General features: G+C 39.5%; 12 protein-coding genes and 1 tRNA gene. 4 read left to right on the top strand and 9 right to left on the bottom strand.

What is annotated here, in order from left to right:
* Positions 1-168: 168 nt before the first annotated feature.
* The gene (locus QZ738_RS04800; RefSeq protein WP_293785195.1) at positions 169-498 is read right to left on the bottom strand and encodes a DUF4870 domain-containing protein; all 330 of its coding nucleotides are present in this window, start codon (positions 496-498) and stop codon (positions 169-171) included.
* Between the two features lie 231 nt (positions 499-729).
* Between QZ738_RS04800 and QZ738_RS04795 the strand changes: the two genes are divergently transcribed.
* Together QZ738_RS04795 and QZ738_RS04790 are read left to right on the top strand one after the other, a co-directional pair.
* Entirely contained in the window at positions 730-2,325 is a 1,596-nt protein-coding gene (locus tag QZ738_RS04795; protein WP_293785193.1) for a hypothetical protein, read from the top strand.
* 114 nt (positions 2,326-2,439) lie between these two features.
* The gene (locus QZ738_RS04790; RefSeq protein WP_293785191.1) at positions 2,440-2,574 is read left to right on the top strand and encodes a hypothetical protein; all 135 of its coding nucleotides are present in this window, start codon (positions 2,440-2,442) and stop codon (positions 2,572-2,574) included.
* A gap of 14 nt (positions 2,575-2,588) precedes the next feature.
* On the opposite strand, the gene QZ738_RS04785 is transcribed toward QZ738_RS04790, so the two are convergent.
* From QZ738_RS04785 to QZ738_RS04775, 3 genes are all read right to left on the bottom strand, one after another.
* The gene (locus QZ738_RS04785) at positions 2,589-3,116 is read right to left on the bottom strand and encodes a hypothetical protein (protein ID WP_293785189.1); all 528 of its coding nucleotides are present in this window, start codon (positions 3,114-3,116) and stop codon (positions 2,589-2,591) included.
* 65 nt (positions 3,117-3,181) lie between these two features.
* Entirely contained in the window at positions 3,182-3,838 is a 657-nt protein-coding gene (locus tag QZ738_RS04780) for a suppressor of fused domain protein (protein ID WP_293785187.1), read from the bottom strand.
* 74 nt (positions 3,839-3,912) lie between these two features.
* Positions 3,913-4,245 (bottom strand): DUF4870 domain-containing protein, encoded by a 333-nt coding sequence (locus tag QZ738_RS04775; RefSeq protein WP_293785185.1) that lies wholly within the window; start codon positions 4,243-4,245, stop codon positions 3,913-3,915.
* 299 nt (positions 4,246-4,544) lie between these two features.
* Here QZ738_RS04775 and QZ738_RS04770 point away from each other — a divergent pair, with 299 nt between their 5' ends.
* Positions 4,545-6,305 (top strand): LuxR C-terminal-related transcriptional regulator, encoded by a 1,761-nt coding sequence (locus tag QZ738_RS04770; RefSeq protein ID WP_293785183.1) that lies wholly within the window; start codon positions 4,545-4,547, stop codon positions 6,303-6,305.
* Between the two features lie 639 nt (positions 6,306-6,944).
* Positions 6,945-10,886 carry a Dyp-type peroxidase gene (locus QZ738_RS04765; protein WP_293785181.1) on the top strand — a complete coding sequence of 1,314 codons (3,942 nt, stop codon included), beginning with the start codon at positions 6,945-6,947 and terminating at the stop codon, positions 10,884-10,886.
* Positions 10,887-11,221: 335 nt separating this feature from the next.
* On the opposite strand, the gene QZ738_RS04760 is transcribed toward QZ738_RS04765, so the two are convergent.
* The 5 genes from QZ738_RS04760 to QZ738_RS04740 form a co-directional block, all read right to left on the bottom strand.
* Positions 11,222-11,701: an AAA family ATPase gene (locus QZ738_RS04760; RefSeq protein WP_293785180.1), complete on the bottom strand. Its 480-nt coding sequence runs from the start codon at positions 11,699-11,701 to the stop codon at positions 11,222-11,224.
* Between the two features lie 133 nt (positions 11,702-11,834).
* Positions 11,835-11,919: transfer RNA gene (locus tag QZ738_RS04755), tRNA-Ser, on the bottom strand.
* 171 nt (positions 11,920-12,090) lie between these two features.
* Positions 12,091-12,537, bottom strand: coding sequence for a DoxX family protein (locus QZ738_RS04750; protein ID WP_293785179.1), 447 nt, complete (start codon positions 12,535-12,537; stop codon positions 12,091-12,093).
* A gap of 68 nt (positions 12,538-12,605) precedes the next feature.
* The gene (locus QZ738_RS04745; protein ID WP_293785177.1) at positions 12,606-13,427 is read right to left on the bottom strand and encodes a response regulator; all 822 of its coding nucleotides are present in this window, start codon (positions 13,425-13,427) and stop codon (positions 12,606-12,608) included.
* Positions 13,412-16,582, bottom strand: coding sequence for a two-component regulator propeller domain-containing protein (locus QZ738_RS04740; RefSeq protein ID WP_293785175.1), 3,171 nt, complete (start codon positions 16,580-16,582; stop codon positions 13,412-13,414). Before QZ738_RS04740 ends, QZ738_RS04745 begins: the two co-directional genes overlap by 16 nt.
* Positions 16,583-17,207: the final 625 nt, after the last annotated feature.

Below are 17,207 nucleotides of genomic sequence, written 5' to 3'. Positions count from 1 at the left end.
CCTTTTAATCCCAATTTCATGTAAGGTCGATCAAAAGTTAGCCAACAAAATAAGTTCGGTGAGGTATTCTATAGCCATAGAAAAAAAAGCTGACTAGATTAGCATTGTACCTTTTTAGTCAGCCCCATAAGCATCACATTTTGATGTTGAGGCGCATAAGCTTCTTGGTTAATATTTACCAACGAACGAAGATTTGTCTTCGAACCATTTACCAATAAATGGTACAGGTTTTAACGCACCATTCGCTGCATTGATAATTCCAATGATCCAAAGAATGATGAATGCGTAACCTACAAATCCGAGGAAAGATAAACCAGGCGCTATCCCGGCAATAATGCTAAAGGCTACATTGAAAATAATGCTTACGATGGCAAGACCTAACGACTGTCTTAAGTGATATTTAAGTAAAGCGTCAGCTTTATCTTTTCCTACAAAATAAGCAACTAACCAACCGATAAGGGTGATGTAAGAAACGATTGAAAGGGTTTTGTTGTCCATGACTTCTGTTTTTTGAGGTTGAAAAATTATTTAGATCAAATTTGGGATTAACCATCATCATCTAAAAAAAACTGGTGGCTACAGAGCATCTACAACTTTTTTCTAAAGCGTCTACAATACATCTACAAGTAAATGTAATTGATTGTATTTCATGCTTTTGTATTGCCTTATGTTTTTCTGGTTTTGTCTACAATAATCACCTAACTCCAATCTTTATGCTAATTTTACCCTATGAAACATCAATATTTTAAAAAGATATTTCTCTTAATTGGCATTTGCATCAGTTATTTTGCAACCAATGCACAAACTTTACTGGATAGTATGTCACTCAATAGGTTAAGTGATAAAGATAAACCGGCATTGTTGACACAGCTTGCAGAAAGAAGCAGAATTAATGGCGATTATAAAGGAGCGATTCGAAGGGCTCAACAAAGTGCAGCATTAGCTTTAAAATTTAAAAATTTAACGGAGGCCACAAAAGCCTATGCCATACAGGCAAGTATACATGCCACGACTAAAGTATTTGTTTTATCAAAAAAAGCTGGCGATAGTGCATTTTTTATTGCACAACAATCAAGGCAGTCTATTGCGATGGCCTATGCCTATTATGCACAGGCTTTATTTTATAATGCAACAGACAATTCGGAGCAGATTACGAAATATTGCGGGCTCGCGTTAAAGCTGTTAGAAAAAGTAGCTGACCCTTACCTAAGTGCTAAAATATATTACCTGCTCTACATGATTAATACCCATTGGAACGATGTTAAAAATGTAAATAAATATGCACGTGCTGCTACCGAAAATGCACTAAAAACTACCGATTATAATCTGCTGAGCAATTGTTATATTGCTTTATCTGTTGCCGCTGATTATAACTACGCCAGTAATAAAAATGAAGTGTTACGTGATAGTATCATTTATTATTTAAATAAAGCTCAAAACCTTTATGAGCAATATCCTAAATACGTAGCCCGCAAAACTTATGGCATTGCCTGTGTCAATAGTGCAGATTATTACCTGCGCTACTTTTCTGATACCGACCAGGCTGCAAAAGCCAATGCCATTCGTTATGCAGAAATGGCCAACGAAGTAATGAGAGGGGCGATTAATGGTGAAGAAATCAGGGCAAGCAGTTTAGGGATTTTGAGTGAATATGCCAGGCGAGATAAAAATTTTGTAATGACTGAAGCTTATCTTCAGGAAGCCTATAACGTATTGAAAACTCAAAAAGTTCCTTATTATTACACATTAATCAATGTTTCAAACGCTTTGGCTACTTTTTATGAGCAACAGGGTAACTACAAAAAAGCGTTAGAATTACAGCAACGGGTAACCGAATACCATCGTAAATATTTTGATGAGAAACGGACTTTAAATGCCCAGAAACTGGAGGTACAATATGAGGCTGATAAGAAAAGTAATGAAGTTAAGCTATTAAAGCAACGCGAAAAATACGCAAGGCAGCAAAAGTACCTCTACATTGGTATTGCTATTGCCTCTATACTTGTCCTTATATTTATGTTTCGCTCTTACCACTTCAGGTTAAGGTACTCTTTACAGCGTGAAAGGCAATTGCATTTAGAAAAACAGGAGACCGAACTACAGATGAAGTTTGAAAAAGAGGAAAAGGCGAGATTGAAGGCGGAGCAGCTTTTGTTGGAAAGCCAGCAACAACAACTACAGAAAGAGGTGATGGCCAGTCAATTGCAGCTTGAGCACAAAAAGGAAATGCTGTTTCAGCTTAAGGAAAAACTTATTGATAACCAGCGGCTTAATATCAAAAAAATATGGAATGAAGAACTGCTGCTGGATAATGATTTTGAATAAGCCAAATTTCAGATCCAGCAGGTACATCCAGAATTTTTTTCGCTGATAAATCAAAGGGCACAACAAAAACTCACCCCACTCGATTTGAAACTTTGTGCTTATCTTCATTTAAAAATGGACACTAAAAAAATTGCCCAGTTGATGCATATCGAAGCCAAAAGTGTACGCATGAGTTGTTACCGGATAAAGCAGAAGTTGGGTTTGGGTAAGGATGAAGACCTGAAACTGTTTTTACAGGATATTGGTTAAAGCACTTCTTTTTATTAATTAAGGTGGTTAACCAAATTAAACTGTCTTTGTATCTCTGCCAGTTTATTTTCTTTTTTATTGATGAGCTTACGCATTTCCAGCTTTTTGTTCAACAGTTGTCGTTGGCCTGCCAACACCTGATCACGCACCTGTGCCGTAGTGTTTTTATCCTGGCTTAGCTGTTGCAGGGCAATTTCCCGTCGGTCCGAGATTTCCAATTGTTTAAGGGCATTATAATAGTTGACTGCTGCTTTCTTTAAGTCATTTCCGTGTTCGATGCCGCTTGTTTCAACTACATTTATTTCATTGATAATCTGATTAAAAGCATGTTCTTTATCATTAACCGCCTGCAGGGCACATTTAAAATCGCCAGCAATAATGCATTTAAGTTTTCGTTCGTTAGGTCCGTTTTTACCCACCATGATATTAAACACAGCCCTTTCTGAGTTTGCAAGGACTGTATTGAGCTGAACTGCCTTTTTCGATTGGCAAGAGATTAAACAAAAGACCAGCAGGGTAAAAAAGATATTTCTTTGTACCATAAAACATAAAATTATTTAGCGCTTAAAGAATATGGATATCGTTTAAGTTTAATCTTATTGAAATGTTATTTTCGGCTTAGATCGGTAATCAGTAATGGATTATCTTTTTTTAGGTTTTGGATCAGTTCTTCAACGGCTTGTATGGATGGATTTTTTTTCAATTCCTCTACTTCAGTATCAGTAATACCTACTAACTGCAGAAAGCTGATTTCGCCGTGAGGGGTTTCAATTCTCCCCAGTTCAGGATCCAACGCGAAAACAAATCCAGTTATCTGGGTATCAGTATTTAGCCTTACGGGCCCATTGGCAGGAATAAAATGATTTTCCTCGAACCATTTACCACTCGAAAATACATACCTGGCTAAATTATTCATCACCTGTATGGCCCAGATGGGATCTTTTTCATCATCTTTAAACGGCGCTAACCTAAACGTGAATTCAAAACCCCACTTGCTAAATGCTCCACCGGCTTTTTCTTCATTATAATAAAGTTCGCTCATGCCGTAGCTGATGAGGTGTCGGTGAAAGCTTTGGTGCTTGCTATCATAAATACTAACACCATCTATCGGGTCGGTTCCGCCTGCTACATAATGGATTCCGCAAAGCGGTGGATAATGCCGGGCTTCGGCAGTACCATAAATTTTCTCCAGTTGATCATCTATCGCCTGCCATCCTGGAGTATCGTCTGGTGTAAACTGCTGCTTATATTGTTCAGTGGTCATCGTAATATTAATTAAGTTTAAGATGCTTTCAAAGATTTTGCCATTTTAATTTCATATCGATATTGAAAGTAATTTTAGTTTATGAAGTTGAATTTCCTTTCAAATATGCTCCCGATTATTGGCACAGGTTTTTCTAAACCATTATTGGCGGTTACCATACCCAAAAGCATCAGTATAAATGGAAGTAATAAAATGAGATAAAAGACAAAGCCTAAGGAAGGAACGATGGCCAGGATAATACTGCTTAAAATACTTAAAAGGAGAGAGGTAATGATAATACCCAGCGACTGCCCCAAATGGTAATTGGCCAATGCACTTTTTTCTTTCGATTTTTTAAATTCGAGATAAGAAATAATCCATCCGATGAGCGTAATGTAGGCAACTACTGCAATTGTTTTCTGTTTCATGATTTAAAATTTAGTGAATTAAACCATACAAAATTAGGGTTGCCTTTATGCCCAGACAAGAAAAGAGTAGCTACACCCCGACTACGAATTTTTAAAATGCCGTCTACAAGGAGACTACCAAAGCCTTTAAAACGGCTAAATTTCAATTATTTATGGTAACTCTATTTCTGTAAGGTGTTTCTTTATTATTTTTGATGATGCAGCTACCACTGAAAAAAATATCAAGTATTTTAATTTGTTTTTTACTTTTTTTAAAAAACGCCGAAGCTCAAAAGATCTATATCGACTCGCTAAATCATATGCTGGCACAGAAAAGCATTTTGAAGGAAGAAAAGGCGAATATATACTGCAGACTGGCCAAGGCTAATTTTGAAAAAAATCTTCCGCTTTCTTTTCAACAAGCCAACGAGGCGCTTAAAATTGCAGCAGGGTTAAAGGATGGGAAAAGTAAGGCTAAGGCCTATGCTACACTCGTGCATTTATACGTTTGGAAAAAAGATCTTAAAAGTGCCTACGCCAGTTTAGATAGCGCCAGGTATTATACACAAAAAACAAAAGACCGTATTGCATTAGGCTTTGTATGGTTTAGAAGTGGCTGGTTAGACCTCGTAAACGATGAAAATGATAAATCGGTGGCCAAGCTGCTTAAAGCCCTCGATTTTTTTAAAGGCCAGCATGCTGATGATTACGAAAGTACCATTTACCACTATCTGGCCAGTTTTTATGGCTATGGCAATGATCCATCGAAACAGCAGAAATATGCCCGGTTATGCTACGCAAGCGCGATAAAAAGTAAACAGGTTGACGTGTTAAACAATGCTTATTTTACTGTCGGGCAAAGTTATTTCGATCGCTATAAGCAAGATACAGTAAAACGCAACCTGCTTGATTCGGCATTGTTTACCTATAAAAAATCACTTCGGCTTTCAAAAGAACAGGAAGGCCGCATGCTCACTTACAGCAACACAGCGGCCGCAGCATTAAATACCGCCAATGCTTATTTTCAATATTTTCCGGCTTCCTATCGCGATAGCGCCGAAAAATATGTTGATATCGCAATGGAAATAGCTACAAAAACAAATTTACTGGAGGTTTTATTAAACTGTTATGGATTGAGGAGCGAATACGCATTGCGCGATGGAAACTACAATGAGGCAGAAAAACTACTTCTTGCCGGATTGGATAAAATTTCTGGTACGGTGGTAAAAATGCCATTAACGCAGGCCAGAATATACCAGGGACTGGCAAATATTGCCGAAAGAAAAGGTAATCATCAGGCCGCTTTAAACTATTTTAAACAATATTTCAATTATTATAAAAAAGCTTTTGATGAAGAAAAAATAAATAGCACAGCCAGGATAGAAGCACAGTATCAATCAGAAAAAAAAGAGCAGGAGATTGCCTATTTACAACAGCAAGCCAGGTATACCAAAAAACTCAATGTGGTTTATGTTATTTCAGGATTAACGGGAATTGCCGCATTGCTTTTATTGCTGATGTCTTACAATTATAAGCTCAAAGCATCGATCAGAAAACAGGAGCTGATTGATCAGGAGAAAAAGGCCGTCGAATTAAGGGCGCAGTTAAAAGAGGCAGAAGCGATACAGCTTCAAACCGAGCAGGTATTGCTCAAAGAGCGTCAGGAGCGCCTGGAGAAAGAAGTATTGGCCGGGAATTTACAAATTGAAGAAAAGAATGAATTGCTGGAGCTTATACCAGAGAAGGTAAATCCTGAAAGTCATCTTTCGGTTGATGAACAGATCAAACGGATTGTGAACCAGCAGAAAAAGATGGATAAAGTATTTGAAGAACATAAGATGGATTTTTTTGAAACTAATCCTGCTTTTTTTGAGCGCCTGCAAGAGAAAGCCGGTCATGCACTTACCCGGCTCGATCTAAAATACTGTTCTTACATGGTGATGGGCTTGACCAATAAAGAGGTTTCTGTTCGCTTAGGTATCGAGCCTAAAAGTGTGCGCATGAGCCGTTACCGGATTAAACAAAAATTGGGTTTGGGCAAAGACGAGGATTTAAATTTGTTTCTGCAGCGGTTAAGGTAATTACAATTAAATTCCTTAACAGATCCGTGTTAGATCTGAAATGATTATAAAATGAAAGTGTTTGCAGATGCTTACATGGTGTATGGTTTAAAAAAACTACACTTATTACTATCAGGCAATAGGAGGTAATGATTTTGATAGAGTGATACTGTAAACTTTAGAATGTATAGTTTTACATTCATAAACAGTCTGTATTCTAAACAAAATTTAAAATTTACCTGAGTAAGATGTGCAGGATGGGCTATTCTATATTTTTAAACCGGGGTGCTGATGAAGAGATTCTTACATTTTTGTGTTCCTGTGGAGAGGAGAACTTATAAAACAAAAGCCAATAAGTGACGGCCATAATCAACATACCTAAGAGCGCACTGATTACATCATTCCTTTTCATACCGCCTTTGTAACAAAAACAGTGCCGACCAAAAGCATCCGATATAGAAAAAATCATTTTTTATAATCTTACGGGGCATTTTATCAGCATTATGATATTGTTTCCTCCTCTGGTTAACGCCGCACCCATTTAAATAAGGGTGATTATACGGTATTTTAATTCACATAAATGTAGTTACTTAGGGCAGCACATGTCCTAATTCTTTAGCGGGCATAATTAACCATCTACAAACATAAATTGCTCTAAAAATGATTACACTCAAACTGGAAGAAAGACTAGATGAAGTATGGAAACACTGTCAGCGCGGATTGGTTTATCCCTCACCATTTGCTATTTTTACTACATTTTGGACTAAAACACGTATTAATCGTAAGCAATTAGCTGATCTGATGGCTTTCTTGAGGAAAGAAATCAATACCCATCCCAACCTTAAAGACCGCAACACCTCTGTAATATTGGGTATTTCCTTTAAAAACTGGGCTGCTATCTGCAATAATGATAACTTGCCATTACCTAAAGGTATGCGACTTAATTTCCCAACAGCGTCTGATCCTTATACTTCCGATGTTTTTGATGCGTCAAAAGGTGTGTTTGATGATACAGCGGGCGACCTTTGGTTACACCTAAAGAGCGACAGTAAAACTGCCTGCGACTTGCTGTTGGATCTGATTATAAATTCGCTTAAAGAAGTAACTAAACATTATTTCGCGCAGGATGCGGCTTCGAAATCAAACAGTAAGGATGGCAACAAAGGTAAAGTGCTGGGCTGTCGTTTCTCCGAAAACCTCAACAATCCTTCCGATCCGATTACCATTGCCAAACACACCCTGATCGGTGGCGAAGATATGGATCATTTTGGTGGTTCATTTGTATTGGCACAGCGTTTCGTCATTAACTGGAACCAGATTAATATGATGACTGAAGATCAGATTGAAGACCTGATTGGACGTAAAACAGACGATACCATTATTCCCGACCGCGATTCGAGAAGTCATATTAAATCGGCCAGGTTACAGGATGAGCATGGTAACACTACACCGATATTGCGTTTAGGTTTGCCATTTGGTCGTGCAAAACAATCATCTATTGGTTTCAGAGCGCCAAAATCGGTGACTGTTTCTGATGAAGAAGGCATTTATTTCGCCGGTTTTGCCAAAGAAGCTTCTATTCTGGAAAACATTATGAGCAACCAGATTGGTGGCGATAAGGGTTTTATGAACGACCGTTTGTTTAACCACCTTAAATCTGATCTGGGTGGCTTTTTCTATATCCCGAGCATCGAAGATCTCGAGCTGGAGAAACATCCGGATTACCGTAACAATTTTACTTATGTTGACAAGGGCGATTGGTCGAGATTTCCGGGTGTAGATTGGTCGCGTTTAGACCGACATTACCAGGATGCTTCTGAAAACGGACTGATGTACTATAACCATCAGAATTACCTTTTTACCATGGCCACCGGTATCAACAGGCACAACCCATATTTTAAGGTTCCCAGCAACCGGATACTGAGCCTGATGGAAAATATCTTTTCATTATGGCAGGATAACTGGTACTTCAACCGTAAACAGGAAGAGATTAAAGAAGATTTACAATACTATATTAACGCTTACAAAGGGAGCGACAAACCTGCTGATATCATGAAAGAATCGGTCATGATCAGGAAAGGCTGGGCGGTGCGCATGAGTCTGCGATTGTTCAGCTCCCCTGAATATGGTTTCCGTGGACGTAAAATCCGTTTTCCTGATGGCAGTTTGCACGCCTATTCGGCATTTATCGAAGCTAAGGGCGAATGTGTATATGGGTCTGACACTTATCGGATCTCCCCGGAGGAAATTATCGTAGGTGCCATGCCGAATCTATCGCTTGGTGAAGGCCGTTATGTAATGAAATACCTTTCTGAAACCGAACGTATGGATGGTTTTTTAAGCAATTTAAGCGAAGCTTCGGGCGTTGGCCACGTCATCCCTAATTACGAAAAAGCCATACAGAAAGGGTTGAAGCAGATGAAAGATGAGGTATTGGCTTATGAGCAAATGGCCGCCACCAAAGAACTTCAGGATTTTTACCGTTCTTCTTATCTTTCTTTGCAAGGAATTACCGAATACATCCTTAATTATGAAAAATTAGCGCGTGAAACTGCCGAAAAAATGGCAGAAGGACAGGCTTGGGAAAAAGCCAATCTGCTGGCCATTGCTGCGCGTATGAAAAAATTATCAACTGATAGGCCCGACACCTTTGTGGAAGCGGTACAGTTTATATTCACATTGCATTCGTGCCTGCATTTAAATGGTGAACCAACTGCCATAGGTCGTATGGATCAGCTATTGGATCCTTTTTACAAAAAAGGCGATGTTACAGAAGATGAAGCCCAGGAAATTATCGATGCTTTTTATATCAAACTCGATGAAAAAGTACAACAGAACAGGATTTTTATGGAAGATCATCAGCCTTTTGGTAACCTGGCTATGGGTGGTGCGTCCGGGCCATACCCTCAAGGTGCATCATTAGGGCAATGGATTCAGCAGATTACTGTTGGTGGAACTGTGGCCGATGGAACAGAAGATTTTGCGCAATCAAAACCTGCTTATAACGACGTCACAAAACTTTTTATCCGCGCTTCAGGCAGGCTGCCTTTAAATGCACCATGTTTATCGTTGCGTACACGTAAAGATATTCCTAAAGATATTTTGGAAGAAGCGGCACATGCCATCCTTTCGGGTGGTGCGCATCCCATACTGCTCAACGACGAAAAAATTATCGAAGGATTGTATCACAGTGGTGATGGCGTAGGTGGAAGCCTTGCTCAGGACGATAAAAAATGGAATTCGACCGTAACCATGCAATCTGCCCAAAACTATGCCTGCGACGGCTGTTATGAACCCCAGTTTCCGGGAGAAAATTGGTTCTCTTTAGGTGGCTTTTCTACCTTACAGCCATTAGAGTGTGCTTTAAATCAAGGCAGAACTTATTCTTCAGCCGGACAATCTTATCTTTTCGGGCAAAATGTTTCACTCAATTCGAAACCGGCTGATCAGATTAAAAGTTTCGACGAACTGGTTAAAATCTATTTCCAGCATTTCGAACTGTTAAACCGCAAAGCTTTTAACGGCCAGTTGATGGGCTTTGGCGCCAATACTAAATTCTGTCCTTCACCAATATTAAACGTATTAATGGACGATTGTTTAGGTCGTGGTCTCGATTTTTACAGTGGAGGTACCAAATACAATATTTACGGGCCATGTTATATTTCTCTCAGCTCGGCCATCAACTCATTGTATGCCATTAAAACCATGGTTTTCGATGATAAAAATGCCGTGACCACATTGCCTGAATTGTTGGAATGTTTATGCTGTGATTGGGGATATAAAATGACCGAACCTTTTATCAGTGCTTTAGCGGGCGAATCGAGAATCGCCAGTCGTTCTGATCGTTTTAGACGTTTAAGGGCTATTGCCTTGAGTTTGCCCCGTTATGGCCGCGGTCATCACGAAATCGATACCTTCGGAAATACCATTGTAGAGGGCATCGCCAGGATTTCGGTAGAAACCTTTACCAAACCACTACCGCAGATGTACAGTGCTTTACAAAACCTTGCTACACGTTACGGTACAGAAGAATATCCATTCGGGATCCAGATTCAGCCGGGTGTGGGTACTTTTGAAAACCATGTAGAGATGGGTGCATGGAATGGTGCCAGTGCCGATGGACGCCGGTTAGGTACCGCTGTAGCATCAGATTTGAGTTCGGCACCTAGTCCGATGGATTTACCAATCGACCACCAATATGCGGGTTTCGAAACCTCGCTTGCCGGTTTTGAAGGTAAAGGTACTGATATGATGACCGATGGTGCGCCAACAGATTATAATATCAATGAGAATTATCCTGCTGACAAAATTGTAGCGGTGATGCAACAATTTGCAGAAGGCCATTCATCAAACATATTGACCATTACCGTAGCCAGCCCGGATACCTATGGCCAGGCCGTAAGTTCGCCCGAACAGTTTGATCTGTTGCGCGTGCGTACCGGAGGCTGGTCTAACTTCTTTACTTCGGTGTTTCCACTTACACAGGATCAGCACCGCAGAAGACCTGTTTCCACGCCTATCGCTGATGCGCCTGCTCTGGCCGATAAAACTAGGGGAGACATCAGTAAATGCCCGTTCCATCAGCAAATGGCTGTTCAATAGGTTTATCGTTACCGAGGTTATTCATTAAGATGTTGTAGAGAGATCAATTTAAGCAGATCTCTCTACCTTAATTTGTTTAACAAGATCACGTTATGATCAGGCGATCTGATCATTTCTCCCCCAGCAAACCTAAAATTGATTTTTAAGATTTATTGAAAATTCTATTGGCATTAATGTGTAAGAATAATTTGCTTTCGGTATGATTGCTAGTTTTTACTCACATCATATTGGCAAGATTTATATTTTTGCTTTAGCTGCAGAATATTAAAAAGCTTTAATTACGGTCAACAGCTTCAATAATTCGACTTAACCGTTGCGATACAGTGGTATCTCCTTCAATTTTGATAACCGGGCAGTTTATACCTGCCAGCCAGCTTTCGTGGATTCCGATATTGCGGCCTGAGAAAAGAGCGGTCATCATATTTAGATGCCCAATCTATAAATTCCAGAAACAATTGATGCCGCTGTGGATCGTCATAAATATTGTTTCCATACCGTTCTACTTCTCTTTTCACCAGACGTTCCATCCTGATTTCTTTTGGCAGGTAAAGGAAAACTGCAAGGTCGAACATTTGTTTCCACTCCTCTCCCCAGCTTACCAGCGAGCCACCTACAATATAGCTTTCCGTTTGGCTTAATTCATCCTTAAGCATCTGGTTCCGTAATATTGGATTTCTTTTTACGGTATATGGTACTGCAGATTTTTCCCAGAAGAAATGATCAGTATCAAAATAAGGGATATTTAATCTGGCAGACAAAGCTTCTCCCAGGGTTGTAGTACCTGCACAGGATGCCCCGAGGATATGGATTTTCATGACATAAAAATATTGATAATGTTTAAGAGTATTAAATTACTCGTTGTTGAAGTGTTTTGATGGCATCGTATATTTGGTTAAACTGCCTATGTACAAAACAAAAAATGCTACTCTATAAGTAGCATTTTTTCTGCGGAGAGCGAGGGATTCGAACCCCCGGACCTGTTACAGTCAACAGTTTTCAAGACTGCCGCATTCGACCACTCTGCCAGCTCTCCGCTGCAAAAGTAGGAATTTGGCGCTAATCTGCAAACCTTTTCCAATCAAATATTTTAATTAATATTTTAAGCCTTGCTAATCATTTAGTTAGGATTGATGAAAAAATGAAAAAGCTTAAAAATATGGTCAATTGAGGCTGTTAACAGTCGAATTAATTATTGCAATTCGGACTAAACGGCCTCTTTATGCTGAATTTTCTGCCGTTCAACAGATAAATATCCATTTCCTTCAATGGCGAAACAGACTAATCCCGCCAGTACAGCAATCGAAAACCAGAATTCGGAATAAGGTTTAAAAATGCCTCCGGAAATATTGACAAAGAATACCGCGCCGATCAGTATCGGTATATTTACCAGGCAGAATGTGCGGGTATAGGTACCCAGCGTGATGGCCAGACCGCCAATAATATGTAAAACGATAATCAGGTGCGCCAGTAAACTGATACTGATGGCAGTACCCAGGAAAGCGCCCCTCATTAAATTGCTAAAAGCTTGCATATTGATATAAAAATCAATGCCTTTCCACATCAGCACGAGGCCTAATAAGATTCTGAAAAAATCAAGCCATTTTGGGTGGTGGTGATCGCCCCAGTTTTCGATTTTCTTAAGCATGTTCATAACATCTATATTTAGTTATAACAATTTACGAAAAAATCAAGCAAAATAACAATAGTTAACTGTTGATTTTAAAGCTTCTTTTTGTCGGTATTCCTGCTGTTTAGATAATCAGTAGGCGACATGCCAAACTGCTTGGCAAAATTCCGCCCGAAATGGGACTGCGAGCTATAACCCACCAATTCTGAAATTTCATAAATTTTCAATAATCCTTCATTTAAGAGTTCTGCAGCTCTTTTTAACCTCGCTAGATTGATCAGTTCATTTGGGCTCAGATTAGAAATGGATTTAATTTTCCGGTAAAGCGTTGGCCGGCTCATGTTCATCTTTTCTGCCAGATGTTCTACATCCAGATCCTGATTGCTGATGTTTTGGTTAATGGTATCCTGTAACTTCTCCAAAAATAACTCATCGGCCTTAGAATGGGCCATGCTTTTGAGGTGGAGGAGCGGCGAATTGGAAAAATATTCTTTGATCTTATTTCTGTTTTTGAGCAGACTGGAAATCTGTACCTGTAAAAATTCGGGCGAAAATGGTTTTTCTACATAAGCATCGGCCCCTAGTTCTAAACCTTCGATTTTAGATTGCAGCGAATTTTTCGCAGTGAGCAGGATCACCGGAACATGACTAAACTCCAGGGTGGATTTTATTTTGGCACAAAACTCAAATCCGTCCATTTCGGGCATCATCACATCACTGATGATAAGTTGAACGGTTTCACGTTGTAATATGGAGAGGGCTTCTACGCCATTTCTGGCTTGCAAAACACGGTATTTTTCTTCCAGATCATCCGAAATGAAATCCAGAATATCTTCATTATCATCAACCAATAACACTACAGGTCTTTCCAAATCAGTATCTTTTATGGTAAACGAATCTACAATTTCTTCCATTTTCCGTTCAGATTAAATTCTATTCGTTGATGGATCGGCAGTTCTAATACAAAGATATTAAAATCACCATCATCGAAATTTAAATAGAGTTCCCCCCGATGCAGTTGTGCAAGCGATTTTGAAATCGATAGGCCTATGCCGGTTCCTGCCTTTATGTCTGTTTCCTTAGCCCTGAAAAAAGGTTCAAATATCTTGTCCTTAATTTCTGTAGAGACCTTATTTCCATCATTTTTAACCATTACGATAAATTTATCGCCTTCCTTTACTGACAAGTTGATCTCCACATGCGACCTTCCATATTTAAGGGCATTATCTGTCAGATTGCTGATGATCTTATAAAAAGCTTCCACATCAATATAAGCGTGGAGATTTTTCTCGGATAGATGAAGGTTATAGGTTATATCTTGCTGTTCTGCAGCTGGCTGGAACTGTATAAATATATCCTTTAAGATCTCAGAAATATCAGCTTTTACAAAGTTTAGCGAAAATTCACTGGTTTCAGTTTTTCTGAAATCCAATAATTGATTAGTTAATTTGAGCAATCTATCGGTATTTCGACCCATGATCCGTAAATTCTTTTCTATTGGAGGTATAGCGCTTGCCTGTTTAATCAGTTTTTCCATCGGTCCGATAATCAGTGTGAGCGGAGTTCTGATTTCGTGGGCAACATTGGTGAAAAATTCGATCTTGGCCTGATAAACTTCTTTCTGTTTTTCATGTTCAAAAACTTCCATGCGCCTGCTATTTTTGGCCGCAATTTTCAGATGGTAACTTCTTACCAGGATGAAAATAATCCCAGCTATGGCAATCAGGTAAATTACATAGGCCAGCGGACTTAAATAAAAAGGAGGGTATATTTTAATCAGCAATTTAGCATTTCTGGTACTCCAGTTGTTATTTCCTTCAACCAATGCTTTTACCTCAAAAGTGTAACTGCCAGGTGCAAGTTTGGTAAAATAAACTTTCCGGTTGGTTTTTAAATATTCCCAGTTTTTATAAAGCCCGGTCATTTTATAAGCATACTCTGTCATTTCAGGCGATAGATAGCTTAAAGCGGCAAAATCGATGCTGAAGGAGGATTGGTTATGGTTAAGTTCGATGGTATCGGCATAAACGATGGATTTATTGGCAAGCGGATTCTCCACGCTATCACCCATTTCTAAACCATTAATCTGGAATCCGGTTAAGAATACCGGCGGCACATATGTGGTGGCCTTTAAATTGGCCGGATTAAAGCTTATCAGTCCTTTCACGCTCCCAAAATAGATTTCGCCATCCTGATCCTGATAGGCGGAACTGTAATTGAATTGGTCGGTAAGTAATCCGTTCGCTTTAGAATAGGTTTTGCTTGTGCCCGTAGCAGGATCAAAATGAATAAGTCCCCTGGTGCTGCTGATCCAGAATTTGTTCAAGGCATCTTCCTCAATGCGGAACAGGTAATTGCTGGGGAAGCCATTTTTTATTCCAAAGCGCTTAAATTGATGTGTTTGCTGGTCGAAGCTGCAAAGCCCCCCACCATCGGTGGTTACCCAAATGTGCTTTTGGCTATCCTCAAAAATGCTGTTTACGGAGTTATGGCTTAAACTCTTTGCATCCTTCTGGTTGTTCCGGTAGTTTACATAACCCGGTTTGGAAAGGTTAAACTGAAATATACCATCGTTAAAACTACCGGCCCAAATGTTGCCTTTGCTATCTTCCATAACCGAATAATAAAAAATAAAAGGAAGGCCAGCAATGGGTTCAAAATCATCTTTTTTACGGTTGTAGCGGTAAATGCCATTAATGGTCCCAACCAGGATTTCACCCGATCGCGTTTTACAGAAAGTAACAATAAAATTAGTACGCAAGGCGTTTCCTACACCAGCCTGGTAATGTTTAATGACTCTTTCTGTCTTCAGATCTAAAACATCCAGCCCATGTTCAAAAGTGCCTATCCAGAGTTTGTCGCCATCAACCAATAAACCATGGATATTGGAATAGGCAATACTTCCAGGTTTTCCGTCAGGTAAAAAATGTTTAAATATGCCTGTTTTTATGTGGAGTTTATTCAACCCGGCATCTTCCGTACCGATCCATAAATTTCCAGCCTGATCTTTCGTAATTTCCCTTACATCGCTTCCGCTGATTGAATTAGTGCCATTTTGTGGGAAGTATTTGGTAAACAATGATGTATGGCTCGAATAATAGTTTACGCCTCCAAAGTATGTACCGGCCCAAACCCCGCCTTCGCGGTCTACGCAAATAGTATAAACCGCATTATCACTTAAAGAATAATCGTTATTGTATTGCTTTTTGAGGCGAATGATTGCTCCGCTTTCGTCATTATAAATGTAAATGCCGGATTCTGTAGCTATCCAAAATTCGTGGGACCCAGTCTTTTTGATGTCGCGGACAAAAATTGGTGTTTTGTCGTCGTTCAACCTCAGTATATTTTTTGATGTTAAGGTAACCGGGTTAAAAAGTTTGACACCCTGATTAGTAGTGCCTACCAATAAATTTCCGTCTTCAGTTTCTGCAATTCTGGATACCCATCCGTATTCTGCCCTGTCATTTTTCCCATTGATATTAAATTCTTGAAAACGATTCTGTTTTGGATTATACTTTTCCAGCGTTCCCTTGCCAGTACTGATCCATACGCTGCCATCTTTTAAAACAGTTACCAATGAGGCATCAAATGGTGCGTGATGTGTAAAGGCCTGCATTTTCCTGGTACGCTTTTGATACAAGTATATTTTAAATGAAGATAGGATCCATAAATTTCCCTGTTGATCGCTAGCCAAATCGATAATCCGCATTCCTTTAGTTGCTTTGATCATGGCGAAGCTTTCTTTGGCCGGATGGTATTGGAATACACCATTATTAGTCCCAACCCAAAGGGTTTGTTCCTGATCGTAGTGGAGGGCGTAAATCAGATCGTTGCCCAAGCTTCCAGCCTGATCGGGATCGTGGCGGTAGGTTTTAAAAGCATAACCATCAAACCGGTTTAAACCGTCTTTTGTGCCAAACCACATGAAGCCATTTCCATCCTGTACGCTGCAAAAGGCCGTATTGTTGGAAAGCCCGTTTTCAACCTGGTAATGCCTGAAATAATAAGGCTGTGCCAAAAGCAGTTTGGTCAAAAATAACAGATATAGAAGGATGATGAGTTTTTTCAAAAGATCTTGGTCAGCAGCGTCAAATATATTAAAGAAATGTTTCGCTTTCAGGCTAATTTAATTTTGAACCGATATGTAGCAAGATTGAGACGAATCGGTTTGCAACGGATAAAGTATGAATTAATAATTTGAAGGTTATGATTTGATAATTAGTAACTGCCAACTGATAACTGAAATCCTTTGGGCGTTTCACCATGCTGCGCAAGGGTCGGGCTTTTCAGGGCTGCGCTTCGCTCCGGTACCGATGAAGGATCGGTACTGAACCCTTACAATCCCTAACGCAAAACCCATCATGAAAAACCTGCAAGGTTTGGTCTAAATTCAGACTTCATATCAAGATAAATAAACCTGATAGAACAGATAGCCCGGAGCGAAGAATGAATGAGGACTTGAAGAGATAGTAGGACTTCCTTAATCGAAAAGCATCAGCCCCATCATTTCCAAAAAAATGCGATATAGATCCTGAGCTGAACTACCATTGACGTTATTTTGTTATCATTTGATAGTTAGACACTTGTGCACAATGCATTTCCGTCTAACAAGGCCTTCGCACTGTGCCCCCGTTCTACTTAAGTCCGGCCTAACAAATTTTTCGGATTCCACTGACCGAGCCCTATTACTGGCT

It is taken from the genome of uncultured Pedobacter sp., assembly GCF_913776295.1.
Taxonomy (GTDB): domain Bacteria; phylum Bacteroidota; class Bacteroidia; order Sphingobacteriales; family Sphingobacteriaceae; genus Pedobacter.
Note: the sequence above shows the minus strand (reverse complement) of the source record. Positions and strands in the feature narration are given on the sequence as shown.

Excerpts from the sequence above, each read along its gene's own strand:
- QZ738_RS04775 (WP_293785185.1), bottom strand. The coding sequence starts at position 4,245 with ATGAAACAGAAAACAATTGCAGTAGTTGCCTACATTACGCTCATCGGA.
- QZ738_RS04795 (WP_293785193.1), top strand. The coding sequence starts at position 730 with ATGAAACATCAATATTTTAAAAAGATATTTCTCTTAATTGGCATTTGC.
- QZ738_RS04765 (WP_293785181.1), top strand. The coding sequence starts at position 6,945 with ATGATTACACTCAAACTGGAAGAAAGACTAGATGAAGTATGGAAACAC.
- QZ738_RS04785 (WP_293785189.1), bottom strand. The coding sequence starts at position 3,116 with ATGGTACAAAGAAATATCTTTTTTACCCTGCTGGTCTTTTGTTTAATC.
- QZ738_RS04750 (WP_293785179.1), bottom strand. The coding sequence starts at position 12,537 with ATGAACATGCTTAAGAAAATCGAAAACTGGGGCGATCACCACCACCCA.
- QZ738_RS04760 (WP_293785180.1), bottom strand. The coding sequence starts at position 11,701 with ATGAAAATCCATATCCTCGGGGCATCCTGTGCAGGTACTACAACCCTG.
- QZ738_RS04790 (WP_293785191.1), top strand. The coding sequence starts at position 2,440 with ATGGACACTAAAAAAATTGCCCAGTTGATGCATATCGAAGCCAAAAGT.
- QZ738_RS04800 (WP_293785195.1), bottom strand. The coding sequence starts at position 498 with ATGGACAACAAAACCCTTTCAATCGTTTCTTACATCACCCTTATCGGT.
- QZ738_RS04745 (WP_293785177.1), bottom strand. The coding sequence starts at position 13,427 with ATGGAAGAAATTGTAGATTCGTTTACCATAAAAGATACTGATTTGGAA.
- QZ738_RS04780 (WP_293785187.1), bottom strand. The coding sequence starts at position 3,838 with ATGACCACTGAACAATATAAGCAGCAGTTTACACCAGACGATACTCCA.
- QZ738_RS04770 (WP_293785183.1), top strand. The coding sequence starts at position 4,545 with ATGCTGGCACAGAAAAGCATTTTGAAGGAAGAAAAGGCGAATATATAC.